A 25,499-nucleotide genomic window follows, 5' to 3' on the forward strand; every position below is an offset into this window, starting at 1 on the left:
GAAAATCCGCGTAAGAGGGTTGGCCCTCTTACGCGGATTTTTTGTTGTCCAGTATCGGATAGCTGTAGTTTAGTTCGTACAATCTATTATAAAGTTTTTCCATAATCAACGTTTATAAATCGGTTGCATGCTCTCCTGCATTCATCCCAGCAATCCTGCCGGTAACAAGTGCAGAAGTGATATTATAACCGCCTGTATAGCCGTGAATATCCAAAATTTCACCGCAGAAGTAAAGACCTTCTTTCTTGCGGGAACCTAGCGTTTTCGGAACGATTTCTTTTACGGAGACTCCGCCGCCTGTGACGAATGCTTTTTCAAGTGGCTGCGTACCATTGACGTTCATTGGGAATGCTTTCAATAATTTAGCTAATGCCCTAATCTTTTCTACTAGCATCTGAGCTCCAGTTTCAGCCGGATCAATTCCTGCCCGGTCGAATAAAAATAGCATCCAACGTTCAGGCACAATCCCTTTTAATACATTCTTCACTGCTTTTGTTGAGTCTTCTTTTAGTGAGGTATTGAGTAGTTGGAATACTTTTTCTTCATTTAGCTCGGGCATTGAGTCAATTCGCATTTCAACGGGCTTGTTGCCGTTTTTCATACGTTCTTTCACAACAAATTGACTGCATCGTAAAATGGCAGGCCCACTTAAGCCGAAATGGGTGAACAACATGTCCATCTGATGCGTGATAAGATTTTTACCTTTGGCGTTAAGGACGGATACTGCTACGTCACGAAGTGCAAGTCCTTGTAGATCCTTTGAAACAATGAAAGGTTCATTTGTTAATAAAGGTACTTCTGTTGGATAAAGTTCCGTCACGGTATGTCCGGCTTTTTCTGCCCAGGGATAACCGTCTCCTGTTGAACCTGTTTGAGGAACTGCTTTTCCCCCGACCGCTACAACAACAGCGTGTGAACGGATCTCTTCGCCAGAATCGAGTCTGACACCTAGAATTTGCTCTTCATCCATCAAAAGTTTTTTAACGCGCGTTTCTAATCTCACTTCAACATGTAAGCGATCCATTTCTGTCAGCAATGCATTGACAACATCTTTTGCTTTGTTCGACACAGGAAACATTCTGCCATGATCTTCTTCTTTCAATGCAACGCCAAGACCTTCGAAAAAACGAATGATGTCTTCATTATTGAAAACGGAGAAAGGACCATATAAAAATCGCCCGTTCCCTGGAATGTTTTTAACGATTTCTTCTTGTGACAGGCGATTCGTAACGTTACAGCGCCCGCCCCCTGAAATGGCTAATTTAGTGCCAAGTTTTTTACCTTTTTCTAGAAGGAGAACTTTCCTTCCGTTTTCAGCAGCGGCAATGGAGGCCATCAATCCTGATGGTCCCCCGCCAATGATGATGACGTCTACATCAACATGGTTAGTAGTCATTGTGTTATCAAGCCTTTCGGTAATGGATTATTAAATAACAGTTTAACACAGCATCATTGAAAAATAGTAGGGGCGGTCAAAATGGAAGAAAATATAACGACGGCATGTGGTACAATTAAAAATGGTTTAACAATAAAACTTTCAAGAATAGTGCGAGTAGAAGTGTTTGCAAACTTCTTTCCCAAGACTGGGATAGTGCCTGTGATAAATTGGAATGATGAGGAAGCAGAGTAGAGTTACTTTGACGAAGAATAGGAAGAGGGTACGGAATGACTAGAGAAGTAAATAGCGAAGTTGAACAGCATATAAGTCAGCCAGAGGGATATCAAGAGCAGTCGTATCCAACGAGCGCGGAGAACGAGAAAATAAGACACGATGCTTTTCAACACAAAGAGTGTCAGCGCATCTATCATAAATTGATTAGCCATGCAGGGGGAATGGATGTAGTCAGAAAAGGTAGGAGATTGATTGCGAAAAAAATTGCTACCACATGCTTCCTAAACTCAACAGAGCCTGACTATGAAGAATTTAAGCAAGGTGTACTGATTGCTAACGAAAACATTAAAATAAAACGAGATGAATCATACTGAGTTTACCTAGTAATTAGAGACACATACAGAACAAAATTAGGCTGCCTTTTCTCCAGAATCCAGTGGAGATGGGTAGCCTGATTTTTCTTTGGCGACTGCCCGCTTTTTTTACTGGTCTGTACGTTTGACTAACTAATTATCATATGATGACGTCATATATAATGGAAACCACACTTTCAGTTTTTCTCTATTCCACACTAATGACGGATATACATTGTGAAAAGCGTCGTCTGGGGGTAAACTGTTAAGTAGATTTAGGGAGAATGGAAGGATCAAACATGTCATCAAATCTTGTAAAAGGGACCTTTATACTGACAATAGGTCTATTTTTATCGAAAGCGCTTGGACTATTATACGTTATTCCATTTTACGCAATCGTTGGGAAAGAAAGTATCGGTCTCTATCAATATGCATACATCCCATACAATATCGCGTTAGCTATCGCGATATCAGGAGCACCACTTGCGATTTCAAAATTCGTAGCAAAATATAATGCTCGTGGCGATTATGCAACTGGACGAAAATTGTTAAAGTCAGGGATGCTTGTGATGGCAGTCACAGGAATACTTTCCTTTTTAACGCTGTACTTTTTAGCTGAACCGATTGCGAAACTTGTTCGTAAAGATGATGAACAAATCTTCACAATTGAAGAGATTGCAAATGTGATTCGCTGGGTCAGTTATGCACTGCTTGCCGTTCCACTTATGAGTATCGTGCGAGGCTTCCTACAGGGCAATCAAAAAATGATGCCGACTTCGGTTTCTCAGTTAGTAGAACAGGTTGTGCGAATTATTGTCGTTCTGGCAGGAGCGTTTATTGTCGTGAACTTCATGCATGGATCTCCGAAAACTGCAGTGAACTTCGCGGTATTTGCGGCGTTTATCGGGGCGCTTGCGGGTCTCGCTGTCTTGTTCAAGTATTGGAAAAGTTATAAACCAGAATTCGACCATCTTCTTGCGAATAGTACTTCATCAAGTGACGTTTCATTCAAAGACATGTACAAAGAAGTATTTGCTTATATCTTGCCCTTCGTCCTGGTAGGGGTTATCAATCCCCTTTATCAATTCGTTGATATGATTACTTTTAACGAAGCGATGTCTTCAATCGGCTTTGCAAAGGTAACTGACATCTATTTAACGATGCTGAACTTTTTAACGCATAAAGTCGTCATGATACCTGTCATGATTGCGACAGGATTTTCAATGGCTCTTATTCCGGTCATTACAAGTTATTATGCGAAAAATGATCAAAAAGGGATTACAAATTCACTTGATCAGACCTATCAGATTATGCTGTTCTTGACGGTACCAATCGTTATCGGATTAATCGTTTTGTCAAATGAGTTCTACCAATTTCTATATGAAAAAGATGCAATGGGTGCAGAGATACTAGCGAATTATGCCCCTGTCGCGATTTTATTTGGCTTATATACAGTGACAGCAGCCATTTTGCAAGGCATCGATCGACATAAGTGGATAGTTTTCACTTCATTACTCGGACTGTTTTTCAAACTGGTACTGAATATACCGCTCATCAAAATATTTGAAACGAATGGTGCCATTATGGCGACTTCAATTGGTTATACAGTCGCGGTAGGCATTAATATCGTCATCATTACTAAGACCCTTAATTACAGGTCGAAGATGGTGTTTAGAAGACTTATCCTTATCGCTATATTAAATGTCATTATGTTAATAGCTGTCACATTTACATTGAAAGGACTGACAGCAATCAGTCCTGCTGACGGAAAAATGCAGTCTATCTTGTATATTTTGATATGCGCTACAGTTGGTGCTGCAATTTACGGTTATCTATCGCTTAAAACGGGGCTTGCACAGAAATTGTTCGGAGAGCGATTGACTAGATTCACCAAGAAATTAGGCTTTTAGGAGGAATAAAATGCGTTTGGATAAATTATTGTCGAACATGGGATTTGGTACGCGAAAAGAAGTAAAGATTTTGATGAAAAAAGGTTCCGTACGGGTTAATGAAGTGGCAGTGAAAGATGCCGCACTGCATGTAGATACAGTGAAGGATGAAGTAACGGTACTGGGTCAAAAAGTCGTCTATAAAGAATTTATGTACCTAATGATGAATAAGCCACAAGGAGTCTTGTCTGCTACTGAAGATAAAAGGGACCAGACAGTTATTGATTTATTAGATGAAGAATATAACATTTTTGAAATGTTTCCTGTTGGAAGGTTAGATAAAGACACAGAAGGTTTTTTGTTACTGACGAATGACGGAAAACTTGCGCACAACTTATTGTCACCTAAAAAAGGGGTGCCGAAAACGTATTATGCTCATATCGAAGGAATTGTTACAGAAGAAGATACCAAGCAGTTTTCAGAGGGTGTTACTCTGGATGATGGCTATGAGACGAAGCCTGGTCAGCTGCGCATATTGAAATCAGCGGATATTTCCGAAATCGAGTTGACGATTACGGAAGGTAAATACCATCAAGTCAAGCGAATGTTTGAAGCGGTTGGTAAGCAAGTTGTTTACTTAAAACGCTTATCGATGGGGCCTTTATCTTTGGATGAAACTTTAGCGCTTGGATCATACCGGGAATTGACGGAAGAGGAATTACAGCAACTCATGCAGATTTCTGGAAAATAAAAAGGGCTGAGCCGTTTAAGAATACGGTTCAGCTCTTTATTGTTTGTCTAGAAAATAATGAAATCTCGTACTGGGGATAAGTTACCATTTGAAAATTTCACGTCTAGACTCCAGCGCCTAGCCCTACACGACGCGGGTCATGCAGTTTCTGTCTTGCTGATTAAAGGCAAAGAGTGCTTTTATCAGCAAGGCTACCGGGAGGGATTGAACTTGCATCCCTCCTACTTTTTGGGGCTAAACAGGCGTTTCCGCTTTTGTTATATACAGGCTCCAAGCGCCAGCTCCCTTATACCTACGTGAAGCAGGTATGAGAGCTGGCGCTTTTTGCTTTTCTAGGTCATGTGCGGGTCACGAAGATAACTTCACTTTTTTTGCTGTCGTCGTCCATTTACCGCGTACCGGGCTCATAATGAGCTCGTTGTATTCAAGGACATTTAAATCCCTTTGGACCGTACGGTGAGTGATGCCAAATTCTTCGACCAGGTTTTCGGTAGTTACAGTGCCATTATCAAGGATATAAAAATAGATATCCTTTATGCGTGTAAGCATACGATCAGTTGCAGGTTTCAAGTGTGGAATCACCCCTTCATCTTCATTTTCCAAAAAGGTTTGGTCATGAGACTTATGAATGTTGCCTAAAGCACGTTGAAATTATCCCTGACGACGCACATCCTTTCGAAAAAGTTGAAAAGTCAGATTAAATCTTCTGACAATACTAGTATAACGTATTCTCGTGAAGTTTGCATGAATTTTATTGTAAAGAGTCTGTAAAAGATGATTCCTCTTTATTTTCTTGGGCTAACGTGTGAAAATAGACTTATTGTGAAAGAAGGTGCCTTGAATGTCTAATTGGGAAAATGAAGCTTTAAAAAGACAAGAATCTCTGCTAGCTGATTTACAAAGTTTAATCGCTATCCCTTCTGTACTTGATGAAAGTGCGGCAACTAAAGATTTACCATTCGGACCGGAACCAAAACGTGCACTCGACTGGCTGTTAGAAGAAGGTCGAAAAGCGGGAATGCTTGTGAAAAATGTAGATAATATGGCGGGGCATATTGAGATGGGGGAAGGGGACGAACTCATCGGGATCCTTTGCCATGTCGATGTCGTGCCAGCAGGAAGTAATTGGATACATGAGCCGTTTGGCGGTACTATCGAGGACGGAAAGCTGTTTGGTCGCGGTGCCATTGACGATAAAGGACCGACTATAGCCGCTTGGCATGCGATGAAAATAGTCCGGGATTCAGGTATCACGATGAACAAACGAGTGCGGCTCATTATCGGAACAGATGAAGAAAGTGGTTTTCGATGTGTGAAGCGCTATTTTGAAAAAGAAGAAATGCCAACTATTGGATTTGCGCCAGATGCTGATTTTCCCATCATTAACGCCGAAAAAGGAATTGCTTCTATCCTATTTAAACAAAAGGTAGTAACTTCAGATGGACAACTATTGCTATTCAAGTCAGGAAATAGGACAAATATGGTGCCAGATTATGCAGAGGCACACCTGGCAGAGGAAGTTGTATTTGACAATGAACAGTTTGTTACATTTTTGAATATTCATGACGTAACAGGGGGAGTTTCCACTGATAGTGGTAAGACCATCATCAGTTTGAATGGAAAATCAGCACATGCAATGGAGCCAGATAATGGCGTCAATGCCGCCGTCCTACTTGCTTCTTTCCTGAATCGCATATTGAAAGAAGGTCAATCAAAAGACTTTACACAATTCATGTTTGATGCATTTGCTAATGAATCTCGAGGACTGTTCTTAGGTTTGGCGTTCAATGATGAAATGTCAGGCGATACAACGCTGAATGCGGGTATCGTGACATACAATCCCACAAGTGGTGGGGAAATTAATGTTAGTATGCGTTATTCAGTCAGCTATCTATTTGAAGAGAAAATGACGACATGTATGAAACGGTTAACGGAAACACCTTTTTCGGTCGATATTGGATCGAACTCTGCACCGCATCATGTGGACGCAAACGACCCCCTTATTCGGACGTTGCAAGAAGTGTATACTGATCATACTGGAGAACATGCAGAACTATTGGCAATCGGGGGAGGAACGTACGCACGTGTCCTTGAAAAAGGGGTTGCTTTTGGTATGCTATTTCCTGGCAGGGAAGACGTAGCTCATCAGGCAGATGAATATGTTTATATAGATGATTTAGTGAAAGCAACTGGGATCTATGCAGATGCAATCAGCCGACTCGTATCTGAAAAAACGGAAGGGGAATAAGGATGACAGTATACTTTATTGATGGACAGTTTACAGAACGTGATGGATTGGCTATTTCGATTGATGATCGCGGTTATTATTTTGGTGATGGCGTGTATGAGGTAATTAAAGTATATGGTGGAGAATTATATACTGCGAAAGAACATATTGATCGTTTATTTCAAAGTGCTACGAAGATAAAGATGACAATGCCATATGCTGAAGTGCAATTGATGGAAATTGCCCGTGAATTAGTGGCAAAAAATAACATTTTGGTTGGGCATGTTTATATCCAAGTGACACGTGGATCCGCAACAAGGATGCACCAATTCCCTGATCCGGCAGTACCGCCAGTCGTGACTGGATATGCAATTAACAACCCAAGACCTATGACAGGTATAGAAAACGGAGTTGGGGTTAAATCAGTAGCGGATGTCCGTTGGTTGCGTTGCGATATTAAAAGTCTTAACTTGCTCGGCAATGTTCTCGCTAAGCAAGAGGCGCTTGAAGCAGGCTGTATAGAGGCATTGCTTCACCGTGACGGTGTTGTTACGGAAGGTTCTTCGTCGAATATGTTTGGGGTAAAGGATGGAACAGTCTATACTCATCCTGTGACAAATCTTATTTTGAATGGAATTACGCGTCAAGTTGTACTGGGGCTGTGTGAAGAGCAAGGAATTCCTGTCGTCGAGAAATCCTTTACAATAGATGAAGCTTTTGAAATGGATGAATTTTTCTTAACGTCAACGACATCTGAAGTAACGCCAGTCATTTCAATCGACGGACGTCCTGTAGGCTCGGGAATATTGGGACCATTGACAATGAAGTTACAAAAAGCATTCAGCTCGCAAATCCCATCTTTTATAGCAGATGAATAATAATGTATAGTATGTGATTGGAGTGAATGGACATGGCGCAACTTGTTAAACTGCTTGACTATGTCTCCCGTTACGAGCAAGATCTTACGCGTTATCCTTCGCAGTATATCCGTTTGAAAAGGTATCAATGGGAACGTATGAAGACCCAGTGGGAAAGTGGAGCTGATTTATCAGAATGGCAACAGGATATTAAAGAGGTAGTAGAACCGGAAGAGAACAAATGGTTTTCTCCTCTACTTCGGGTCTTCGGCCAACGTAAAGATGTTGAGGCAGAGCAATATCACGACAATAGCGAAGATGAAAAAGGTGATAAGGAAGAGAATTTTGGATTTAGTCCAAATCTGATTCATAACCCCTCAAGTCTTGAGCACTTAAGAAGACTTTATTTGGATCAACTATTTCATTTTCAAATCAAGTGGGCAAGTTCGACGTTAATGGACAAGTCAAGGGTTGAATCTCGCTTTTTCCGAGATCCACTTTTACGAAGTTTCGCTCAGAATCTTCCGGATAATTATTTGTTGTTCTATTATCCAATCTTACTACTGAAGAAAGCACCTGTTGAACTAGACATTATCATTGTGACACCTGTTGAATGCATGTGTATTACGGTGCTTGAGAAAGAAGACGTTGCAGCGTTTAGTGGGAGCGGGGACAGATTCTGGTTAAAGAAGCTTGGGGAAAAAGAAACGAAATTTCTAAGCCCGCTTATAGCATTGAACAGAACTGAAAAGATTGTTTCGAGTATATTGAAAGCACAAGGTATCGATTTTCCTGTACGTAAATATTTGATTTCACGTAACGGGTATATCGATCACCCAGGTTCGGCATTCGATGTTGATATTATCGATAGACGGTCATATGAGGACTGGTTTTCTGCACTTCAGAAATTGCCGGTTCCGATGAAATCTACGCAATTCAAAGCGGGCCAGGCAATACTTGACGTGGGGCAAACTACTTCAATAAGCAGATTATTTGGCGATGAAGAACAACCAGAAGATGGCAATAACCTATAAATAGAAAAGAGTGTATATAATGAGGCTTCGTAATAAACCATGGGCAAGAGACTACATGGCAGAACACCCAGATATCCTATTAGCTGAACCAGAAAAAATGATGAATGGATGGCATACCCTGTTTGGTAATGGCAATCCAATACACATTGAAGTTGGATCAGGTATGGGCCAATTTATAATTGGTATGGCTGTTGCCAATCCAGATGTGAATTATATTGGCATTGAGCATTTTGACAACGTTATCGTATCTGCGCTTGAAAAGGCTGTTGAAGCAGAAAAGCCATCAAATTTACGACTATTCCGTGCAAATGGAATGGACCTTGCAAAGATCTTCCACAAAGGGGAGATAGATAGGGTGTATTTAAATTTTTCTGATCCGTGGCCGAAAACGAGAAATGCGAAAAGAAGATTGACGCATGAAACATTTTTAAAACTTTATGAAGAGGTACTAGCAGAAGGTGGAGAAATTCACTTTAAAACAGATAACCGTCTGTTGTTCGAGTACTCACTCGTCTCAATGTCTCAGTACGGTATGAAGTTAGGTTTTGTATCACTTGATTTGCATGCAGAGATGCCGGAAGATAATATTATGACGGAATATGAAGAGAAGTTTTCAGCAAAAGGACACCCGATATACAGACTTGAATCACATTTTACTAATTCTTGATAGAAACAAGTAAGGGAATGGGGGAATGTTTCTGTGGATACTTATACATTTCATGATATGACGTTGACATGGCTGGATGGTAGTGGCAATTTTTTAGACGGCGGAACTATGTTTGGGGTTGTTCCAAAAGCACTGTGGTCAAGACGTTATGAAGCGGATGAACAAAACCGTATTAAAATGAGAAACGATCCGATTCTCATTCAGTATAAAGGAAAAAATATATTGATTGATACAGGGCATGGAAAAGGGAAACTCAGTGAGAAAATGATGAAGAATCTAGGCATAGTTGAAGAGGCAAGGGTTGAGGGGAATCTTGCTGAGCTCAGTTTGTCACCAGAAGACATCGATATTATTCTCATGACGCACTTGCATAATGATCACGCAGCGGGTTTGACGGAATTACGCGAAGGGGATTTTGTTTCTGTATTTCCGAATGCTGAAATTTACGTTTCACAAATCGAATGGGATGAAGTACGTAATCCGAATATTCGTTCCAGAAATACATATTTAAAAGAGAACTGGGAGCCTGTTGAGCAGCAGGTGAAGACATTCGAAGGAAGCATTACAATCATGCCAGGAATCGAAATGATCCATACAGGCGGTCATAGCGATGGTCATAGTATTATTAAATTGACACAGCATGGTGAGACGATTCTTCATATGGCTGATATTATGCCTACACAAGCACATAGTAATCCGTTGTGGGTTCTGGCTTTTGATGATTACCCAATGACGTCAATCTTTGCTAAAGAGAAATTGATGAAAGAGGCGCTTGCTGGGGGCTATAAGTTTACGTTTTATCATGATGCCTATTATAGACTTGTAAAATGGGATGCTAGCGGAAAAGAAATCATCGAATCCGTTACAGTTTCTAGTTAGGTTGGGTTAAAGAATTCCATTAATTTCGCTCCTGCGCTCGGGATGCTTCCCGCCTTAAGCCTGATCGCTGCACGTCTTTATAAGCTCAACATATATATCCATTGGTTAATTAAAAAACCGTCACACTACCAGAGGAGTCTGGGAATGTGACGGTTTTTATTGATATATATAGACTTCGGCGCATTGTTTTAAGCTTTTATGAGTTCAACGACTGTACCCGTTTTTGCATCTGCTGCAAATTCGAATTGTTCCAGTTCGCCTTCTTTAATGCGTGATATGCCGCCGCGGTAAACGTCCATTGTAATGACTTTGTTTGTGAAAGGCTCAGTTTTCATGACGATCCATGAACCATCTATCGGACCTTCATTTTTAAAAGCATCTTTAATTGTGTTTAGAACAGAGTCTGCTGAAACATTTTGGTTAACTCGATCGATTGTTTCGCTGACAACAATACCAGCCGCAACACCCGTTAATACTCCTGCTAGGAAATCTGATACTTTCATTCTTTTTACCCCCTATAGTCGGTATTTCAAACAGTGTACCACAATTTTACTTATCTTTGCCAAGCCAGTCTATTGAAATAGTAATTCGATTTCCGAATTAAACGATGGAAAGTTTCTGAATAATCGACTACACTATATACAGTAGGTACATATATGAAAAGTGGGAGGAACTATTTAATGCAAAAAAATACACTTGAAATGTTTAGGACTTTGACCGAACTTCCGGGTGCCCCTGGGAATGAACATGCAGTTCGTGGTTATATGCGTGGAGAACTTGGGAAGTATTCTGATGAATTGATCCAAGATAATCTGGGGGGTATTTTTGGCGTTAGAAAAGGGCCTGAAGATGGCCCGCGTATAATGGTTGCGGGTCATATGGATGAAGTTGGATTTATGGTTAGTCAGATTACGGATAACGGAATGATTCGTTTCCAACCGCTTGGCGGATGGTGGAACCAAGTACTACTAGCGCAACGCGTTGAAATTATTACGGATAGCGGTCCAGTTATTGGTGTCATTGGTTCGATTCCGCCGCATTTGTTAAGTGATGAAGTACGAAATAGACCAATGGATATAAAAAATATGCTTATCGATATTGGTGCAGACGATAAAGAAGATGCGAAGAAAATCGGCATTCGTCCAGGTCAGCAAATTGTTCCAGTTAGCCCGTTCACTCCGATGGCGAATGACAAGAAAATACTTGCTAAAGCTTGGGATAATCGCTATGGTTGCGGACTCGCAATCGAATTGTTAAAAGAAGTGCACGGTGAAAAATTGCCGAATAATTTGTACTCCGGGGCAAATGTTCTCGAAGAAGTTGGACTTCGTGGTGCTGCGGCAGCCGCAACGATGATCAATCCGGATTTATTCTTTGCGCTAGATGCAAGTCCAGCAAATGATGCCGCGGGTGACAAAAATGAATTCGGTCAACTTGGAAAAGGGACATTACTCCGGATTTTTGACCGTTCTATGATAACTCACCGCGGTATGCGCGAATTCATCCTTGATATGGCAGAGACCCATAATATTCCTTATCAGTACTTCCTCTCACAGGGGGGGACGGATGCAGGAAGGGTCCATACGTCGAATGAAGGTGTTCCAAGTGCTGTCATTGGTATTTGTTCACGCTACATCCATACATCGGGATCTATCATTCACACCGACGACTACGCAGCAGCGAAAGAGCTTCTTGTGAAACTTGTTAAAGCATGTGATAAGACAACTGTAGCAACGATTAAAAGTAACGTATAATTATAAACTGAAATCCGTCCTTGCGCTATTAAATGGCGTAGAGGACGGTTTTTTACTTGGATGAATGGAGGAGGATATGAATGGAATTTATGATAGGATCTACGAACCCTGCAAAAGTAAAAGCAGTTAAGGAAGTTTTGGCAATTCATTTTCCGCAGGCACTTATTGCTGAGACTGACGTAGGATCAGGTGTTTCAGACCAACCTTTTAGTGATGATGAAACTAGGCTTGGTGCAATTAATCGTGCACTACGCGCAGCGGGGAAGGAAGCAAGTGCAATTGGGATCGGGCTGGAAGGAGGTGTCCGGATTCTTGAGGGACAGATGTATCTCTGTAACTGGGGTGCGTTGACACTTCCTGATGGGACGAGGTTTACAGCAGGAGGTGCACAGATTCCATTACCGAAAGAAATTGCGGATGAGTTGATGGCTGGGAAAGAACTGGGTCCGGTTGTCGATACTTATTTCAAGTTGAGCGGAATTCGGATGAAGGAAGGAGCTATCGGTATGCTGACTGCGAACGCGGTAAAACGCGATGAACTATTCGTACATATTTTACAGCTTTTGGTGGGACAATATAAATACCATCTGCAATCCCAGTAAATATCGAAGTGCTTGATTGCAACGTGTTTTGGTTGCAAGTAATCCGTAACAACATTAAAATGATAAATAGTGTTTAAATTAATGATTGGGGGAAATCGAATGTTCCGAAAATGGAAATTCATATTCCTGTTGACGATATCTGTATTAACGCTTGTAGCATGTGGAAAAACGCTTGACGAAAGTGCAACTTCAGGAGTCGAAGCGGCGAGAGAAGCATTTCACTCGAATGATAAAAAACGTACTGAAGAGATTGACGGCATTAAACTATATCTACCTGCCGGATTTAAGATGAATGATAAGTCAGATGCACAAAATATCGTCTTTACGAAAAAAGAAGAAACATTTATCCTTTTTGTCAATCCAAATGAAAAAAATGACAGTAAACTGTTTTATGATTTGCTTCTTGCTGATAAAAGTAAAGAAATTGTCGAGCAGGCAACGTTTACGGATGAAGGCATTTTTGGTTTTGCGGCGGTAATCAAAAGCGGCAATGACGATGTTGAGCTTATGACGAGCGTGGGCGGATCAAAAATGACGACAATGACGAAAAAAGGAAACATCGAAGAAAACCTAGCAAGAATGATGGAAATCGTGCGTTCTATTAATCAAGAATAGATGCAATTTTCCGAGAAAAGTAAGAAGGTATAAGATTTTCGACAAGGAACAGTGGCTAGGCTTCAGGCGCCAGCCGCTTGGGTCATAAGCAATCCAGCTATGTGGCAAAGTGCGCCACGTCGCTGGATTGACTTATGCCCGTCGCGTCTAAACGGCGCCTTGCGCTTTTCTAAGTGTCTAGGCTTCAGGCGCCAGCCGCTTGGAGGCCCACAGGATGTGGGTCACGTAGCCATTGCCGCAGGACGCGGCGTACTTAGGCTAGGTTCCTTGAAAGCAATCAAGCTATGTGGCAAAGTGCGCCACGTCGTGCCTATAAGGATGCAGGCATGCAGTCGTTGCGACAGGACGTCGCGTACTTAAGTTGCGTTCCTTTAAGGCGCCTTACGCTTTTCTTATTGTCTAGGCTCCAGGCGCCAGCCGCTCGGGTCATAAGCAATCCAACTATGTGGCAAAGGACCGCCACGTCGTGCCTGCAAGGATGCAGGTATGCAGTCGTTGCGACAGGACGTCGCGTACTTAAGCTGCGTTCCTTTAAGGCGCCTTACGCTTTTCTTATTGTCTAGGCTCCAGGCGCCAGCCGCTCGGGTCATAAGCAATCCAACTATGTGGCAAAGGACCGCCACGTCGTGCCTGCAAGGATGCAGGTATGCAGTCGTTGCGACAGGACGTCGCGTACTTAAGCTGCGTTCCTTTAAGGCGTCTTACGCTTTTCATAATGAATGGAGGGAAAAATAGATGAATTCTGCGCAGCTTGTTGAAATTTTAAAAGAGCATCTTCCATCTGAACATTTCAAGTGGCGATTTGACCGGAAAACGGATAAGGTTCGTCTAGAGCATTCGGTTCTAAAAAAAGGGATGGATATTTCACTCCCGGAAATCCTTGTGAAATATGAACAGAAAAAAGAGGCGGCAATAAAAGAAATAGTTTATACAATTGGTGAGACGTTTAAAGCGATGGAAAAAGAACAATCAATAGGATTCTCTGATAGTACGATTATTTATCCTGTGATCAGGTCTTCATCGTTTCCGAAAGAATCTGCTGTAGGACATCGTTTTCTTATGAAGGACCATACGGCTGAAACGTGTATCTATTATGCACTTGACCTTGGAACTACCTACCGGTTAATTGATGAAAGTATGTTGGAGTCTCTTGGTATGTCTGAAACGGAGATAACAGAGTCTGCATTATTCCGTGTAAGAGCATTACCGACCGCGATGAAGAAGGATGAAGTCTCGGGTAACATCTATTACTTTGTCAATAATAACGATGGTTATGATGCTAGTAGAATATTGAACAGCACATTTCTGAAAGAGATGGAAGCGAAAATCGAGGGTCATATGACTGTTTCTGTCCCACACCAAGATGTACTAATTATTGGTGATATCCGGAACGATACGGGGTATGATGTACTTGCGCAAATGGCTATGCATTTCTTTACCACTGGCACTGTACCGGTTACATCTTTATCATTTATCTATGAAGATGGAAAACTTGAACCAATTTTCATTATGGCTAAAAATCGTTTAGCAAGAAGGGAAGGAAAGAAAAAGTGAATATTTTTTATAACATAAATGGTGTTGGAGATGTGTTGCTTGTGCAGCTTGCACTTACACGTCCAGAATCTATTGTAATTAAGTCACAAGGGGATGTTACGTTAATCCATGACGAGGTTACTGGAGAATTAACTGCATTTAACCTATTCAATGCATCATCTTACGTGAAAAATGAAGCGGTCGGGGAAGTTGAGCTGACTGAAGAGGTGGCAGGGCAATTGCAAGACGCACTTCTAAAGAATGGCGTAGAGATTAAACTTGACATAGACTTTACACCAAAGTTTGTTGTAGGACATATTTTGACAAAAGAAAAGCATCCGAACGCCGATAAGTTAAGTGTTTGCACGGTCGATGTTGGCAGTGAAACAGTTCAAATTGTCTGTGGAGCACCGAATGTGGATGCAGGCCAGAAGGTTGTTGTCGCGAAAGTTGGAGCTGTTATGCCATCTGGAATGGTCATTCGTGATGCAGAATTGCGTGGGGTTCCATCGGCTGGAATGATTTGCTCAGCAAAAGAACTAGGTTTGCCTGATGCGCCTGAAGAAAAAGGGATTTTAGTACTAGATAACAATGCTGTTACTGGTGAAATCTTCACAAAATAAGAGCACGAAAAACGTACCGGTTTGGTACGTTTTTTTGTTTTCATAAATTGATTTGATTTTGTCGTGTCAGTACTGTTAAAATAGAGTGATTGACATGAAAAGAGTGATAGTCTTGAGTTGGTTTAAAACAATAGTAGACCGGTTATTTGGACCGGATGAAGACAATAATAAAGTGGAACCAGAATATGAAAAAACTGAAAATGAAATTGACGAATCATTAAATAAAAATGAAACTAGTAACAACACATCATTTCGCTTTCCGATTATCTCAGATGCAGAAATATATGGTTGGGACGATGAATCTGTTACTGAAGTAGATTATCCGAAATACACAACTAAAAATAAAGATGCGGACGATAATTATGAAACGAAACCACTTTCCGAAAATGCTAAATGGCCAAGTGATAACAGAACAGTCAATATCTTTAGGGCTGATTCATTACAAAAATATGGCGTAAAAGAGAAAGAAAAAAGAAGTTCTTTCTCCTCCACAAAAAAGGCTCTTCAGGAGGAACTTCCACCGAAAGTGAATGTGACGGTACAAAAACGTTCCAGTAAGCCATTTACACCGACCGCAGTACCTTCGCCCGTTCATGGATTTATTAATCCAAGGAGAGAAGTAACGACACCTTTAAAAACGGAAGAAGTGAAGTCGCAGCCACCGGAAGAAAAGGTAGTTGTTACAGAATCACAGTTGACAAAGACGGATGAATATTATTATGAAAATGAAAAAACGAGTAGTATACCAATTTTGAACGAGGACTTTGTGATTGAAAATGACAGCAGAGAACTCACATCTAGTGAGATAGAGCCGCTAAAAGTTGAAGTCTACGAAACTGAAACGACAGTAACTGAGGACGAAGAGACCGTAGTATTGCCAGATGCCATAGAGCTTTCTAAGGATGAATTTGCTACAATCGAATCACTAGTGATTGAAGAGGACTTTAAGGGAATTATTTCGGATGAAGTGGACCATACTAAGGATGCGTTACCTGATGTAGAGGCTGAAGTAAAAGTAGAGCCCTCTCCAGGCATTCCAGAATTGGTAGAACAACAAAGTCAAGTAACAAAAAAAGAACGGACTGTTCCATTCAATGTATTGATGTTGAAGTCCGATAAAGAGAAGCTAAAAGTAGTAGAACCTTTAAGTGTGAAGGTTCCAAATGAAAGCAAAAAAGTAACTATCTCTGAGCCGATAAGTACGAAACCTTTGGTCGACATTCGAGAAGAGGTTTTGGTAGAGACGAAAGAAATAGCTGGCGAAACCTTAGAAGAAGAGGAACCTTATTACGCATTCCCGTCACTGGATTATCTGATCCCCCCTGAATCACAAATCGAAGATACAGAGTGGCTGGAATCGCAATCTGAAAAGCTTGAGGAAGCGTTGTCGCACTTTGCGGTTAAAGCGACCGTTATCGAAGCGATGCAAGGTCCGACAGTCACTCGTTTTGAACTGACTGTCGGAGTGGGGACTAAAGTGAGTAAAGTACGTAATTTAACAGATGACCTAAAATTGGCGCTAGCAGCCGAAGATATTCGTATCCAAGCACCGATTCCCGGAAGAAGTTCCATAGGAATTGAAATTCCAAATCGGAAGACAAGACCTGTTCGGATATCCGAAGTTATTGCGACGGAACAGTTCAGAGCTTCCACGTCTCCCCTTGAGGCTGTGCTTGGATTAAGCCTAACTGGAACACCAGTAACCTTAGATCTCCGCAAGATGCCACATGGTATGATTGCTGGGGCTACAGGTTCAGGTAAATCCGTCTGCATTAACTCGATTTTGGTCAGTTTGCTTTACAAAGCTACACCAACAGACTTGAAAATGATGCTGATTGACCCTAAAATGGTAGAACTTGCACCATTCAACGGCATACCACATCTAATTAGTCCTGTGATTACGGACGTCAAAGCTGCAACTGCTGCACTAAAATGGGCAGTGGCGGAAATGGAAAGACGTTACGAGCTACTTGCTCATGCAGGTGTGAGGGATATCGAGCGTTACAATAAAGCAGTTGTAGAAAGTCGTCGGTTCTCTTTGAAGATGCCTTATCTTTTAATTGTCATTGATGAACTTGCAGATTTAATGATGATGGCGCCGGCAGATGTCGAAGTATCAATTAGTCGAATTGCACAAAAAGCACGTGCATGCGGTATCCACTTGATCATCGCGACACAGCGTCCTTCTGTCGATGTTATTACAGGTACAATCAAAGCGAATATCCCAACACGAATCGCATTTTCAGTTTCATCACAAATCGATTCTAGGACAATAATTGATTCCCCTGGAGCAGAAAGGCTTCTTGGGAAAGGTGACATGCTATACATTGGAAATGGACAATCTTCTGGCGTTCGACTACAAGGTACATTTGTCACGGATGAGGAAATAGAGCGTATAATAGAACACGTTCGGAATGAGGCAACACCAGATTATTTATTTGGCCAAGAAGACCTTCTTGCAAGTAGTATTGAAGAAGAAGGAGCCGATCCACTTTTTGAAGAGGCTTGTCTCTTTATCCATGAAACAGGCAGTGCATCAACGTCTCTGTTACAACGTAATTTTAGTATCGGATACAATCGAGCCGCCAAACTAATGGATCGAATGGAGAAAAGTGGATTCATCTCAGGGCCGCGGGGAAGTAAGGCACGCGATGTCTTTTTGACAGAAAGTGATCTCGATCGACTTACAGATCGTATAGAATAGTAAGGAGCCTTGCAATGCGGGCTGTAAATCAAAATACTTAACTGATAATTGTAGAGGGAATAAACTAATGATATTTAATTAAGGGGAACAGAAATGATCCCGGGAGGTTGCATTATGACGTTGTTCCATTTTACTGGCATTAAGGGCGCTGGAATGAGTTCGCTCGCCCAAATACTTCACGATTCTGAGAATGAAGTACAAGGTTCAGACGTGGAGAAATGGTTCTTCACAGAAGATCCGCTTCATGAAAGAAAAATAACTGTGTTGAAATTTGATGAAAACAATATTAAATCAGGAATGACAGTTATCGCAGGAAATGCATTTCCTGATAGCCATCCAGAACTTATAAGGGCTAAGGAACTTGGCCTTGAAATTATTCGATACCATGACTTTTTAGGAAAGTATATGGAGAAATTCATATCGATCGGAGTTACAGGCTCACATGGTAAAACATCGACTACCGGTTTGCTTGCTCATGTGTTATCTGGACATTCACCTACTTCCTATTTAATTGGTGATGGTACGGGAAGTGGCCCAGCAGACAGCGAGTACTTTGTATTCGAAGCTTGCGAATATAAAAGACATTTCCTGGCATACGAACCTGACTATGCGATTATGACAAATATCGATTTTGATCATCCAGATTATTTTAAGGATCTAGCGGATGTGATGGACGCATTTGGTGAAATGGCACTCCGGGTGAAGAAAGCCCTAATTGCCTGCGGTGATGATAGACACTTGCAAAAAATTCAGGCCAATGTTCCAGTGCTCTATTACGGATTTGAAGAGTCGAATGATTTTGCTGCGAAAAATATCATCAAAACTGTGGAAGGTTCATCCTTTGATGTTTTTGTAAGGAATGAGTTTTATCATACGTTTACAATACCGCTGGCTGGGGATCATGCAATCTTGAATTCGCTAGGCGTAATTGCGCTCTGTCATTATGAAGGAGTAAAGGCGTCCACTATTCAAGAAAAACTGTCTACTTTTCATGGTGTTAAAAGGCGCTTTACGGTAATGGAAATAGCAGATCGAATTATTGTGGATGACTACGCTCATCACCCTACTGAAATCCAGGCGACATTGCAAACTGCGCAACAGAAATATCCTGACCGTGAAATTGTTGCGATATTCCAACCGCATACATTTACGCGGACCGCTGCCCTTTTGAATGAATTTGCGGAAAGTCTTTCAACTGCTGACCACGTCTATTTATGCGATATATTCGGGTCCGCACGTGAAAAGGCAGGTATTTTAACCATTAATGACTTGATTAATATAATTCCGGGTGCAAAGCATCTTGATCTTGATGATAATAAATCACTTGAATCTCATGGAAACGCAGTATACCTCTTTATGGGGGCAGGCGATGTTCAGAAATACATGAGCGCATTCAAGTCTTACCTTGATAAAGAAGAAACGGTTTAACAGGACACTATATAAGTTGAATGTATAGCATAGTTATATAAACAGCTTGACCCTGGACGGGAAAGATTTAACTTGATCCAGGGCTAGCTGTTTTTTCGTTTTGGGAATGAATAAGTTGTCACAAAAAATAAAATGAATTCTAGTTTGATGAAGGAAAATGAAGACTAATGTCGAAGAAGTAATAATGTGTATAACGTTTATTTTACCTTCGACAAGGGTAGACAATGTTATATGAGTATTTGAAGGAGGCAGTACCGTGGAGAATTTACTGTACATAGCGGCAATTGTCGCTGCAATCGCATTTTTGATTTTATGCATTAGTTTAGCGAGTACCCTATCCTCATTGAAGAACACATTACACAGTGTTTCTGGAACAATGGAAGGGTTGACAACTCAACTTGAAGGGGTAACAACGGAAACAACAGAACTTCTTCATAAAACAAATCAACTTGCAGAAGACATTCAGCAGAAAGCCGAAAAACTGAACACTGTTGTCGAAGCTGTGAAAGGCGTAGGCGAGTCTGTCACAGTACTTAATTCCTCCGTTAGAAGGGTTTCCAGCAATATCGCTACAGAGGCAGAACGGAACAGTGACAAGATTGCACAAATCGTTCAATGGAGCAATGTGGTTATCGATATAATGGGTAAAGTAAAGGAACGGAAGACAGGTAAGGCAAGCGCGAAAGGGTGGACTGTTTACAAGCCAGTACCAGGCCAAAAGAGATTGCCTAGCCCGAATAAAGGCAGATAAATAGAACTTAAATATGAAGTATTTAAGTTGAATATATAAATGCGTGTTTAAATTACGTGAAGGCGCCATAATTGGGGTAACCGAAAGCCCTAAGACTGTGGTGAAAGCTGCCTGGCTTAGGGCGAGAGGCATCTTCTAACGTCGTAGCGGATACAATAGGATTCATTATTTCAACATATATATATACTTAAAAAACAGGAGGAATTGGATATGAGTGAAGAAAACAAAGTGAAATCAAATAATAATGACCCACAATACAACCAGGGTGGTCAAGGTTATGAAAATGCGTATGGCCAACCATCATACCTACCGGCAAATTATGATTATAACAAGGACTATACAGATTCTTTCTATGATGAAAATGAAAGTTCAGGAGCGGGAAGCTTCTTAATGGGTGCACTTGTGGGAGGAGTTATCGGAGCAGCTGCGGCACTATTCTTGGCACCAAAAACGGGTAGTGAAATGCGAGGAAACCTTACAACTCAAGCAACTCAACTGAAAGATAAGAGTATTGAAATCAGTTCTGTTGCGAAGGAAAAAGCTACAGAGCTAACTTCGGTCGCAAAAGAGAAGACTGGTGAATTATCGAAAACAATCCAAGAACAGTCTGGACAACTTGTCGATAAAGTGAAATCGATGAAATCGAAAACATCTATGCCGATGGATGATGGAACAGCATCTTCTGAAGGCGAAGAGTCTATTGATTTTGTTGATACAGCTAAATCCAAAGTTGAAAATACTATTGAGGCTGGAGAAGAAAGTATTACAGCTACTGCAGAAGCTGTAAAAAAAGCAGTCGTGGGAAAAGCTAATAATGCTGAGAAAGCTACAACTGGAAATAGTGATGTCTCTTATGGTAATAGCGAGAACCTTGGTAAAGATAAAATAACTAACCAGAACTATGTGTCAGACATTCTTGAAAAATAAAAAGTAATAGAAAAAAGTCCGTCTACTCAAATATGAGTAGATGGACTTTTTTTAAAGGTAAGCAAGTATAAATGTTCCTACCAAGGCGTTTCCGCTTTACTTGTTGTCTAGACTCCAGATGCCAGCCCCTCGAGTCGCTTCGGTCTTGCAGAAAAGGCAAAGTACGCCTTTATCTACAAGACCTCCAGCGCTTGTCGGATCTAACCGGCGTCTTCCGCTTTACTTAGTGTCTAGACTTCAGCGCCTAGCCCCTCGAGTCGCTTAGGACCTCAAGTTAAAGGCAAAGAGCGCCTTTATCTTAAGGTCCTTCAGCGCTTGTCGGGTCTCCCAAGGCGCTTCCGCTTTTCTTATTGTCTAGACTTCAGACGCCAGCCCCTCGAGTCGCTTCGGTCTTGCAAAAAAGGCAAAGTACGCCTTTATCTACAAGACCTCTAGCGCTTGTCGGGGCTAACCGGCATCTTCCGCTTTTCTTAGTGTCTAGACTTCAGCGCCTAGCCCCTCGAGTCGCTTCAGTCTTGCAGAAAAGGCAAAGAGCGCCTTTATCTTCAAGACCTCCAGCGCTTGTCGGGTCTCTCAAGGCGCTTCCGCTTTTCTTATTGTCTAGACTTCAGACGCCAGCCCCTCGAGTCGCTTCGGTCTTGCAGAAAAGGCAAAGAGCGCCTTTATCTACAAGACCTCCAGCGCTTGTCGGGGCTAACCGGCGTCTTCTGCTTTTCTTAAGTAAAACTAATTTCAAGTCTGTCGCCGCCGAAAATAGCATCGTTGAATCCGATTGGTGTGTCGTTTCGAAGCAGTTTATAATTACTTGATGGGTTTTCCGGTAAACTATAATCTGTAAACGCAAAGATGTCGCCAAAAGTAATAGGACTTTCACTTAGTGATACAAAATCAAGATGATCCCCAGGTTTTACAATGGCAGATACTTCAGCACTATGCCCGTTTAAAGTAAAGGTAAGACGTGGTTTTTGAATTGTGACGGGTTCATTGTTGAATAGTACTGTTAGTTTATCGAACGCCTTTTTACCTATCTCAGCTACAACTTCATCTATGGTAGGGAATGGCGGTTTTTGGGTTGTAATTCGGTCTCCATCTTTCAGTACGTGCGATGGCTGCACCGAAGTCCCCATGATGAAGAACTCGTTGTTCTTTTTTTTCAAGGTGACCGTTCTTTTATTGACGGATACTGTGAAAAGATTGTCCTTTAAAAGGTCATTTCGATGTGCTTTTTCAAATACTGCCGCGACTGTCTTGGTGTGTGAAACTGTGATTTTATCACGGTCTTGTATCGATGTATCGATGCTTTTTAGAATTCCATTAATATGAATAAGGGGCTCCAATTGCACGGCAACTCCGTCCAACATTGCACTGATGGCTCTCATATCCTCAACAAGGTCACGCACAGTCGCTATTGCGTTAGTACCATCACTGCCGGGAAGTAAGTCGATTGTATCTCCATTTTTAATGCAGTCTTTTGTACTTGCTTTTACCCCATTTAATAGGATTGTTGAGGGTGTACCATGTTCTCCAGGTATTATTATATCATTGTCATTTACTGTTATCGTCATTCCAAGTCCGGGCATACCGTATAGTTGACGGGCTTTAATGTTTGCTGCAAGGAGTGCATCACTGACGGTCATCTCTTTTAATTCGAAGAGTCGTAGCACCTTGTCATTTACGGACACGGACATATAATGAATCGGCGCTCTTCTTGCTGCGATAGCGATACCGATTGGTGTGACGAGTTCTGGCGATGAAGCTATACCGGGTTCCAATGTAATTCCCGAGAGAGCATCCAACCCACGAATACCTACCCTGTTTTCGGGTAGTCCTAGGCATATACTAATTTCTTTTGTCAGCCCCGGCGTTAAACTACCGCCGCCAACAACCATGACTGCTTTAGGGGAAACTCCATTGTTCAGGCGCTTGATTTCATCCGAAATGGATTTGGCAAGCCGATCTACAGCAGGTTTAATAATAGCGGTTACATCACTTGAAGCAACATTATCTTCAAAGCCGAGAATGTCTGTCATGACAATTGTATCTTCTGTTGTAATACTTCTTTTTGCAGTCTCAGCAAGTTGGAAGTCAAGGAGATAATGGTTGCTGAGTGCTTCTGTAATTTCATCACCTGCAAGTGGCACCATTCCGTAAGCCACAACGGTGTTGTTATCGGTAATAGCTATATCTGATGTCCCTGCACCTATATCGACAAGCGCGACGTTTAGGCGTCTCATGGATGGTGGGATTAGGACGTTGATAGCTGCAATCGGTTCCAGTGTCAGGGCTTCCATTTCGAGTCCTGCACGTTTGAGCGCAGAAAGAAGTGATTCGACGACGACTCGAGGAAGGAATGTCGCGATGACGTCAACAGAAGCAGACCGTCCAGCCTGATCAATCAGGCTACCTATTTCATCACCTTCAAGTTTATAGTAAAGAACGGAATAACCGACACAATAATAATAGTCGTCTTTTGTCACTGTATCGGAGGACAGCAGTTTTTGCTGGGCTTGTTGGACTGCTGCAAGTTCTAAACGATTGACGTCTTCGTCAGCAATGAGGGACCTTTCTGAAATATCGATAGCCATTGACCCTTCCGATGTTTTCAATGCACGACCTGCGGCAGCAACACTGACCCGTTTCAAAGGACCGTGCTTTTCCTCAAGAATTCCTTTGATTTCTAAAATGACGTTTGCAACACTTAAAATGTTATGTATTTGTCCGTCAATCATTGAACGTTCCTTATGTTCAATCGAAACAAGATCAGCAACATGAAAAATACCATTGTCTTCAATCAGGATGATTCCAACGACAGAACGCGTCCCGATGTCGAGTGCAAATAGTGTAGTAGCCAGAATTATTCATCCTTTCTGTCGATAAATGTCCCGTATTTAAAAGAATAAGTAGAAATAACGTGACTTTTCAAATAGTCTTCTTTATACTTAGGTCTATTATCAAAAATGTAACATATATTCTTCTCTACTGAAAGAGAATTATATATACGGGGAGGAGACGGACAGATGAGACAAAATGATTTAGATGAATTGCGCGGCCGTGTAAACGAGCTGAATGGTAAAGTTTTGGATCTTATTAACGAAAGAACAACTGTGGTCCAAGAAATTGGTAAAGTAAAAGAAAAGCAGGGTGTTAATCGGTATGATCCGATTCGCGAACGTGAAATGCTTAACTTCTTAAAAGAATCTAACAACGGTCCGTTACCTAATGGAGTACTTGAACAGATTTTTAAAGGAATATTCATGTCTGCACTTGAGATACAAGAAGACGACCAACGCAATGCTTTGCTTGTTTCCCGTAAGAGAAAAGCCGAAGATACGATTGTCGACATTAATGGCCATAAAATTGGGGACGGAACACCGTCATTCATTTACGGTCCATGTGCAGTCGAATCATATGAGCAGGTTTTAGCTGTTGCATTGTCCATCAAAGCAAAAGGGTTAACGATGATAAGAGGAGGAGCTTACAAACCTCGTACATCGCCATATGATTTCCAAGGTCTCGGCCTTGAAGGTTTGAAAATACTTAAACGAGTTGCTGATGAAACAGGTCTTTCAGTTGTTACGGAAATTATTACGCCGTCACATCTCGAAGAAGCACTTGAATATATCGATGTAGTTCAGATTGGCGCACGTAACATGCAAAACTTCGAATTGTTGAAAGAAGCTGGAATGATTAATAAACCAGTTCTTCTAAAACGTGGACTTGCAGCGACAATCGATGAATTCATTCATGCAGCTGAATATATACTCTCTAAAGGTAATAGCCAGATCATCCTTTGTGAACGTGGTATCCGTACATATGAACGGGCAACTCGCAACACATTAGATATCTCTGCCGTTCCAATCTTGAAGCAGGAGACGCATCTTCCGGTCTTCGTTGACGTAACACACTCAACAGGTAGAAAAGATTTGTTACTACCTACAGCGAAAGCTGCGATAGCAGTTGGGGCGGATGGCGTAATGGCTGAAGTGCACCCAGATCCAGCTGTTGCATTATCCGATTCTGCACAACAGATGGATCTGCAACAATTTGATGAATTTTATGACGCAATTAACCAATTCATGAACACGCACACAACAATCTCATGAGTAGACGCCGGGCCTATAATGGTTCCGGCGTTTTGATTACATAGGTCACATCTGTTGATTAAACATCTACTTGCATAATACACTGGTAAGAAAGGCTTGAAAATCATCATTTTCACTGGACCATTTCCGGCTCGCTTGCGGCGAAATAATCATGATACCTTTACCGAGGACAGGAGTGGCTAGAAATGAC

The 25,499-nt window shown here is 41.5% G+C and carries 23 protein-coding genes; 19 read left to right on the forward strand and 4 right to left on the reverse strand.

Features of this window, described 5'->3' with window-relative positions; genetic code table 11:
• Positions 1-112: 112 nt before the first annotated feature.
• Positions 113-1,396, reverse strand: coding sequence for a BaiN/RdsA family NAD(P)/FAD-dependent oxidoreductase (locus MKX62_RS15340; protein ID WP_340741793.1), 1,284 nt, complete (start codon positions 1,394-1,396; stop codon positions 113-115).
• A gap of 81 nt (positions 1,397-1,477) precedes the next feature.
• Between MKX62_RS15340 and MKX62_RS15345 the strand changes: the two genes are divergently transcribed.
• From MKX62_RS15345 to MKX62_RS15360, 4 genes are all read left to right on the forward strand, one after another.
• Complete coding sequence (locus tag MKX62_RS15345; protein ID WP_156475988.1) at positions 1,478-1,630, forward strand: hypothetical protein; 153 nt, start codon at positions 1,478-1,480, stop codon at positions 1,628-1,630.
• Between the two features lie 35 nt (positions 1,631-1,665).
• Positions 1,666-1,986 carry a hypothetical protein gene (locus MKX62_RS15350; RefSeq protein ID WP_187047279.1) on the forward strand — a complete coding sequence of 107 codons (321 nt, stop codon included), beginning with the start codon at positions 1,666-1,668 and terminating at the stop codon, positions 1,984-1,986.
• Between the two features lie 278 nt (positions 1,987-2,264).
• Positions 2,265-3,875 (forward strand): putative polysaccharide biosynthesis protein, encoded by a 1,611-nt coding sequence (locus tag MKX62_RS15355; protein ID WP_187047280.1) that lies wholly within the window; start codon positions 2,265-2,267, stop codon positions 3,873-3,875.
• A 10-nt stretch (positions 3,876-3,885) separates the two neighbouring features.
• Positions 3,886-4,605, forward strand: a complete 720-nt coding sequence (locus tag MKX62_RS15360) for a pseudouridine synthase (protein ID WP_187047281.1) — start codon at positions 3,886-3,888, stop codon at positions 4,603-4,605.
• A gap of 348 nt (positions 4,606-4,953) precedes the next feature.
• Here the strand turns inward: MKX62_RS15360 and MKX62_RS15365 are convergent, their stop codons facing one another.
• Positions 4,954-5,175: a DeoR family transcriptional regulator gene (locus MKX62_RS15365; protein ID WP_067207480.1), complete on the reverse strand. Its 222-nt coding sequence runs from the start codon at positions 5,173-5,175 to the stop codon at positions 4,954-4,956.
• A gap of 271 nt (positions 5,176-5,446) precedes the next feature.
• Here MKX62_RS15365 and pepV point away from each other — a divergent pair, with 271 nt between their 5' ends.
• From pepV to MKX62_RS15390, 5 genes are read left to right on the forward strand one after another with little or no spacing between them, the layout of a single operon-like run.
• Entirely contained in the window at positions 5,447-6,853 is a 1,407-nt protein-coding gene (pepV, locus tag MKX62_RS15370; RefSeq protein WP_187047282.1) for a dipeptidase PepV, read from the forward strand.
• Positions 6,854-6,855: 2 nt separating this feature from the next.
• The gene (dat, locus tag MKX62_RS15375; protein WP_340741794.1) at positions 6,856-7,710 is read left to right on the forward strand and encodes a D-amino-acid transaminase; all 855 of its coding nucleotides are present in this window, start codon (positions 6,856-6,858) and stop codon (positions 7,708-7,710) included.
• A 32-nt stretch (positions 7,711-7,742) separates the two neighbouring features.
• Positions 7,743-8,723 (forward strand): nuclease-related domain-containing protein, encoded by a 981-nt coding sequence (locus MKX62_RS15380; RefSeq protein ID WP_187047284.1) that lies wholly within the window; start codon positions 7,743-7,745, stop codon positions 8,721-8,723.
• A 19-nt stretch (positions 8,724-8,742) separates the two neighbouring features.
• Entirely contained in the window at positions 8,743-9,390 is a 648-nt protein-coding gene (trmB, locus tag MKX62_RS15385) for a tRNA (guanosine(46)-N7)-methyltransferase TrmB (RefSeq protein ID WP_067207493.1), read from the forward strand.
• 33 nt (positions 9,391-9,423) lie between these two features.
• Positions 9,424-10,269, forward strand: a complete 846-nt coding sequence (locus tag MKX62_RS15390) for a YtnP family quorum-quenching lactonase (protein ID WP_338652945.1) — start codon at positions 9,424-9,426, stop codon at positions 10,267-10,269.
• Positions 10,270-10,457: 188 nt separating this feature from the next.
• On the opposite strand, the gene MKX62_RS15395 is transcribed toward MKX62_RS15390, so the two are convergent.
• On the reverse strand, positions 10,458-10,772 hold the full coding sequence (locus tag MKX62_RS15395; protein ID WP_067207498.1) for a peptidase M4: 315 nt from the start codon (positions 10,770-10,772) through the stop codon (positions 10,458-10,460).
• A 177-nt stretch (positions 10,773-10,949) separates the two neighbouring features.
• Here MKX62_RS15395 and MKX62_RS15400 point away from each other — a divergent pair, with 177 nt between their 5' ends.
• The 9 genes from MKX62_RS15400 (at position 10,950) to MKX62_RS15440 (ending at position 21,206) form a co-directional block, all read left to right on the forward strand.
• Positions 10,950-12,023, forward strand: a complete 1,074-nt coding sequence (locus tag MKX62_RS15400; protein ID WP_340741795.1) for a M42 family metallopeptidase — start codon at positions 10,950-10,952, stop codon at positions 12,021-12,023.
• An 80-nt stretch (positions 12,024-12,103) separates the two neighbouring features.
• Positions 12,104-12,625, forward strand: a complete 522-nt coding sequence (locus tag MKX62_RS15405; protein WP_338652944.1) for a DUF84 family protein — start codon at positions 12,104-12,106, stop codon at positions 12,623-12,625.
• Positions 12,626-12,724: 99 nt separating this feature from the next.
• Positions 12,725-13,240 (forward strand): hypothetical protein, encoded by a 516-nt coding sequence (locus MKX62_RS15410; RefSeq protein WP_067207506.1) that lies wholly within the window; start codon positions 12,725-12,727, stop codon positions 13,238-13,240.
• Between the two features lie 735 nt (positions 13,241-13,975).
• A complete protein-coding gene (locus MKX62_RS15415; RefSeq protein WP_067207509.1) occupies positions 13,976-14,794 on the forward strand; it encodes a DUF1444 domain-containing protein in 819 nt (272 codons plus the stop codon).
• Positions 14,791-15,396, forward strand: a complete 606-nt coding sequence (gene ytpR, locus MKX62_RS15420; protein WP_340741796.1) for a YtpR family tRNA-binding protein — start codon at positions 14,791-14,793, stop codon at positions 15,394-15,396. The genes MKX62_RS15415 and ytpR overlap by 4 nt, the downstream gene beginning before the upstream one ends.
• A 112-nt stretch (positions 15,397-15,508) precedes the next feature.
• Complete coding sequence (locus tag MKX62_RS15425) at positions 15,509-18,100, forward strand: DNA translocase FtsK (protein ID WP_340741797.1); 2,592 nt, start codon at positions 15,509-15,511, stop codon at positions 18,098-18,100.
• A 114-nt stretch (positions 18,101-18,214) separates the two neighbouring features.
• The gene (gene murC, locus MKX62_RS15430; protein ID WP_067207514.1) at positions 18,215-19,528 is read left to right on the forward strand and encodes a UDP-N-acetylmuramate--L-alanine ligase; all 1,314 of its coding nucleotides are present in this window, start codon (positions 18,215-18,217) and stop codon (positions 19,526-19,528) included.
• A 256-nt stretch (positions 19,529-19,784) separates the two neighbouring features.
• Complete coding sequence (locus MKX62_RS15435) at positions 19,785-20,279, forward strand: DUF948 domain-containing protein (protein ID WP_340741798.1); 495 nt, start codon at positions 19,785-19,787, stop codon at positions 20,277-20,279.
• Positions 20,280-20,489: 210 nt separating this feature from the next.
• Positions 20,490-21,206 carry a YtxH domain-containing protein gene (locus tag MKX62_RS15440; RefSeq protein ID WP_338652941.1) on the forward strand — a complete coding sequence of 239 codons (717 nt, stop codon included), beginning with the start codon at positions 20,490-20,492 and terminating at the stop codon, positions 21,204-21,206.
• A gap of 716 nt (positions 21,207-21,922) precedes the next feature.
• On the opposite strand, the gene MKX62_RS15445 is transcribed toward MKX62_RS15440, so the two are convergent.
• Positions 21,923-23,935, reverse strand: coding sequence for a cell division protein FtsA (locus MKX62_RS15445; protein WP_340741799.1), 2,013 nt, complete (start codon positions 23,933-23,935; stop codon positions 21,923-21,925).
• Positions 23,936-24,223: 288 nt separating this feature from the next.
• Here MKX62_RS15445 and MKX62_RS15450 point away from each other — a divergent pair, with 288 nt between their 5' ends.
• The gene (locus MKX62_RS15450; RefSeq protein ID WP_067207524.1) at positions 24,224-25,309 is read left to right on the forward strand and encodes a bifunctional 3-deoxy-7-phosphoheptulonate synthase/chorismate mutase; all 1,086 of its coding nucleotides are present in this window, start codon (positions 24,224-24,226) and stop codon (positions 25,307-25,309) included.
• The last annotated feature ends 190 nt before the right edge of the window (positions 25,310-25,499 follow it).

The organism is Sporosarcina sp. FSL K6-5500, assembly GCF_038005665.1.
GTDB classification, from domain to species: domain Bacteria; phylum Bacillota; class Bacilli; order Bacillales_A; family Planococcaceae; genus Sporosarcina; species Sporosarcina psychrophila.

Coding starts and splice junctions, on each gene's coding strand:
- MKX62_RS15350 (WP_187047279.1), top strand. CDS start 1,666: ATGACTAGAGAAGTAAATAGCGAAGTTGAACAGCATATAAGTCAGCCA.
- MKX62_RS15410 (WP_067207506.1), top strand. CDS start 12,725: ATGTTCCGAAAATGGAAATTCATATTCCTGTTGACGATATCTGTATTA.
- trmB (WP_067207493.1), top strand. CDS start 8,743: ATGAGGCTTCGTAATAAACCATGGGCAAGAGACTACATGGCAGAACAC.
- MKX62_RS15345 (WP_156475988.1), top strand. CDS start 1,478: ATGGAAGAAAATATAACGACGGCATGTGGTACAATTAAAAATGGTTTA.
- MKX62_RS15450 (WP_067207524.1), top strand. CDS start 24,224: ATGAGACAAAATGATTTAGATGAATTGCGCGGCCGTGTAAACGAGCTG.
- MKX62_RS15405 (WP_338652944.1), top strand. CDS start 12,104: ATGGAATTTATGATAGGATCTACGAACCCTGCAAAAGTAAAAGCAGTT.
- MKX62_RS15445 (WP_340741799.1), bottom strand. CDS start 23,935: ATGATTGACGGACAAATACATAACATTTTAAGTGTTGCAAACGTCATT.
- dat (WP_340741794.1), top strand. CDS start 6,856: ATGACAGTATACTTTATTGATGGACAGTTTACAGAACGTGATGGATTG.
- MKX62_RS15360 (WP_187047281.1), top strand. CDS start 3,886: ATGCGTTTGGATAAATTATTGTCGAACATGGGATTTGGTACGCGAAAA.
- MKX62_RS15355 (WP_187047280.1), top strand. CDS start 2,265: ATGTCATCAAATCTTGTAAAAGGGACCTTTATACTGACAATAGGTCTA.
- MKX62_RS15400 (WP_340741795.1), top strand. CDS start 10,950: ATGCAAAAAAATACACTTGAAATGTTTAGGACTTTGACCGAACTTCCG.
- pepV (WP_187047282.1), top strand. CDS start 5,447: ATGTCTAATTGGGAAAATGAAGCTTTAAAAAGACAAGAATCTCTGCTA.
- MKX62_RS15415 (WP_067207509.1), top strand. CDS start 13,976: ATGAATTCTGCGCAGCTTGTTGAAATTTTAAAAGAGCATCTTCCATCT.
- MKX62_RS15440 (WP_338652941.1), top strand. CDS start 20,490: ATGAGTGAAGAAAACAAAGTGAAATCAAATAATAATGACCCACAATAC.
- MKX62_RS15340 (WP_340741793.1), bottom strand. CDS start 1,396: ATGACTACTAACCATGTTGATGTAGACGTCATCATCATTGGCGGGGGA.
- MKX62_RS15380 (WP_187047284.1), top strand. CDS start 7,743: ATGGCGCAACTTGTTAAACTGCTTGACTATGTCTCCCGTTACGAGCAA.
- MKX62_RS15395 (WP_067207498.1), bottom strand. CDS start 10,772: ATGAAAGTATCAGATTTCCTAGCAGGAGTATTAACGGGTGTTGCGGCT.
- murC (WP_067207514.1), top strand. CDS start 18,215: ATGACGTTGTTCCATTTTACTGGCATTAAGGGCGCTGGAATGAGTTCG.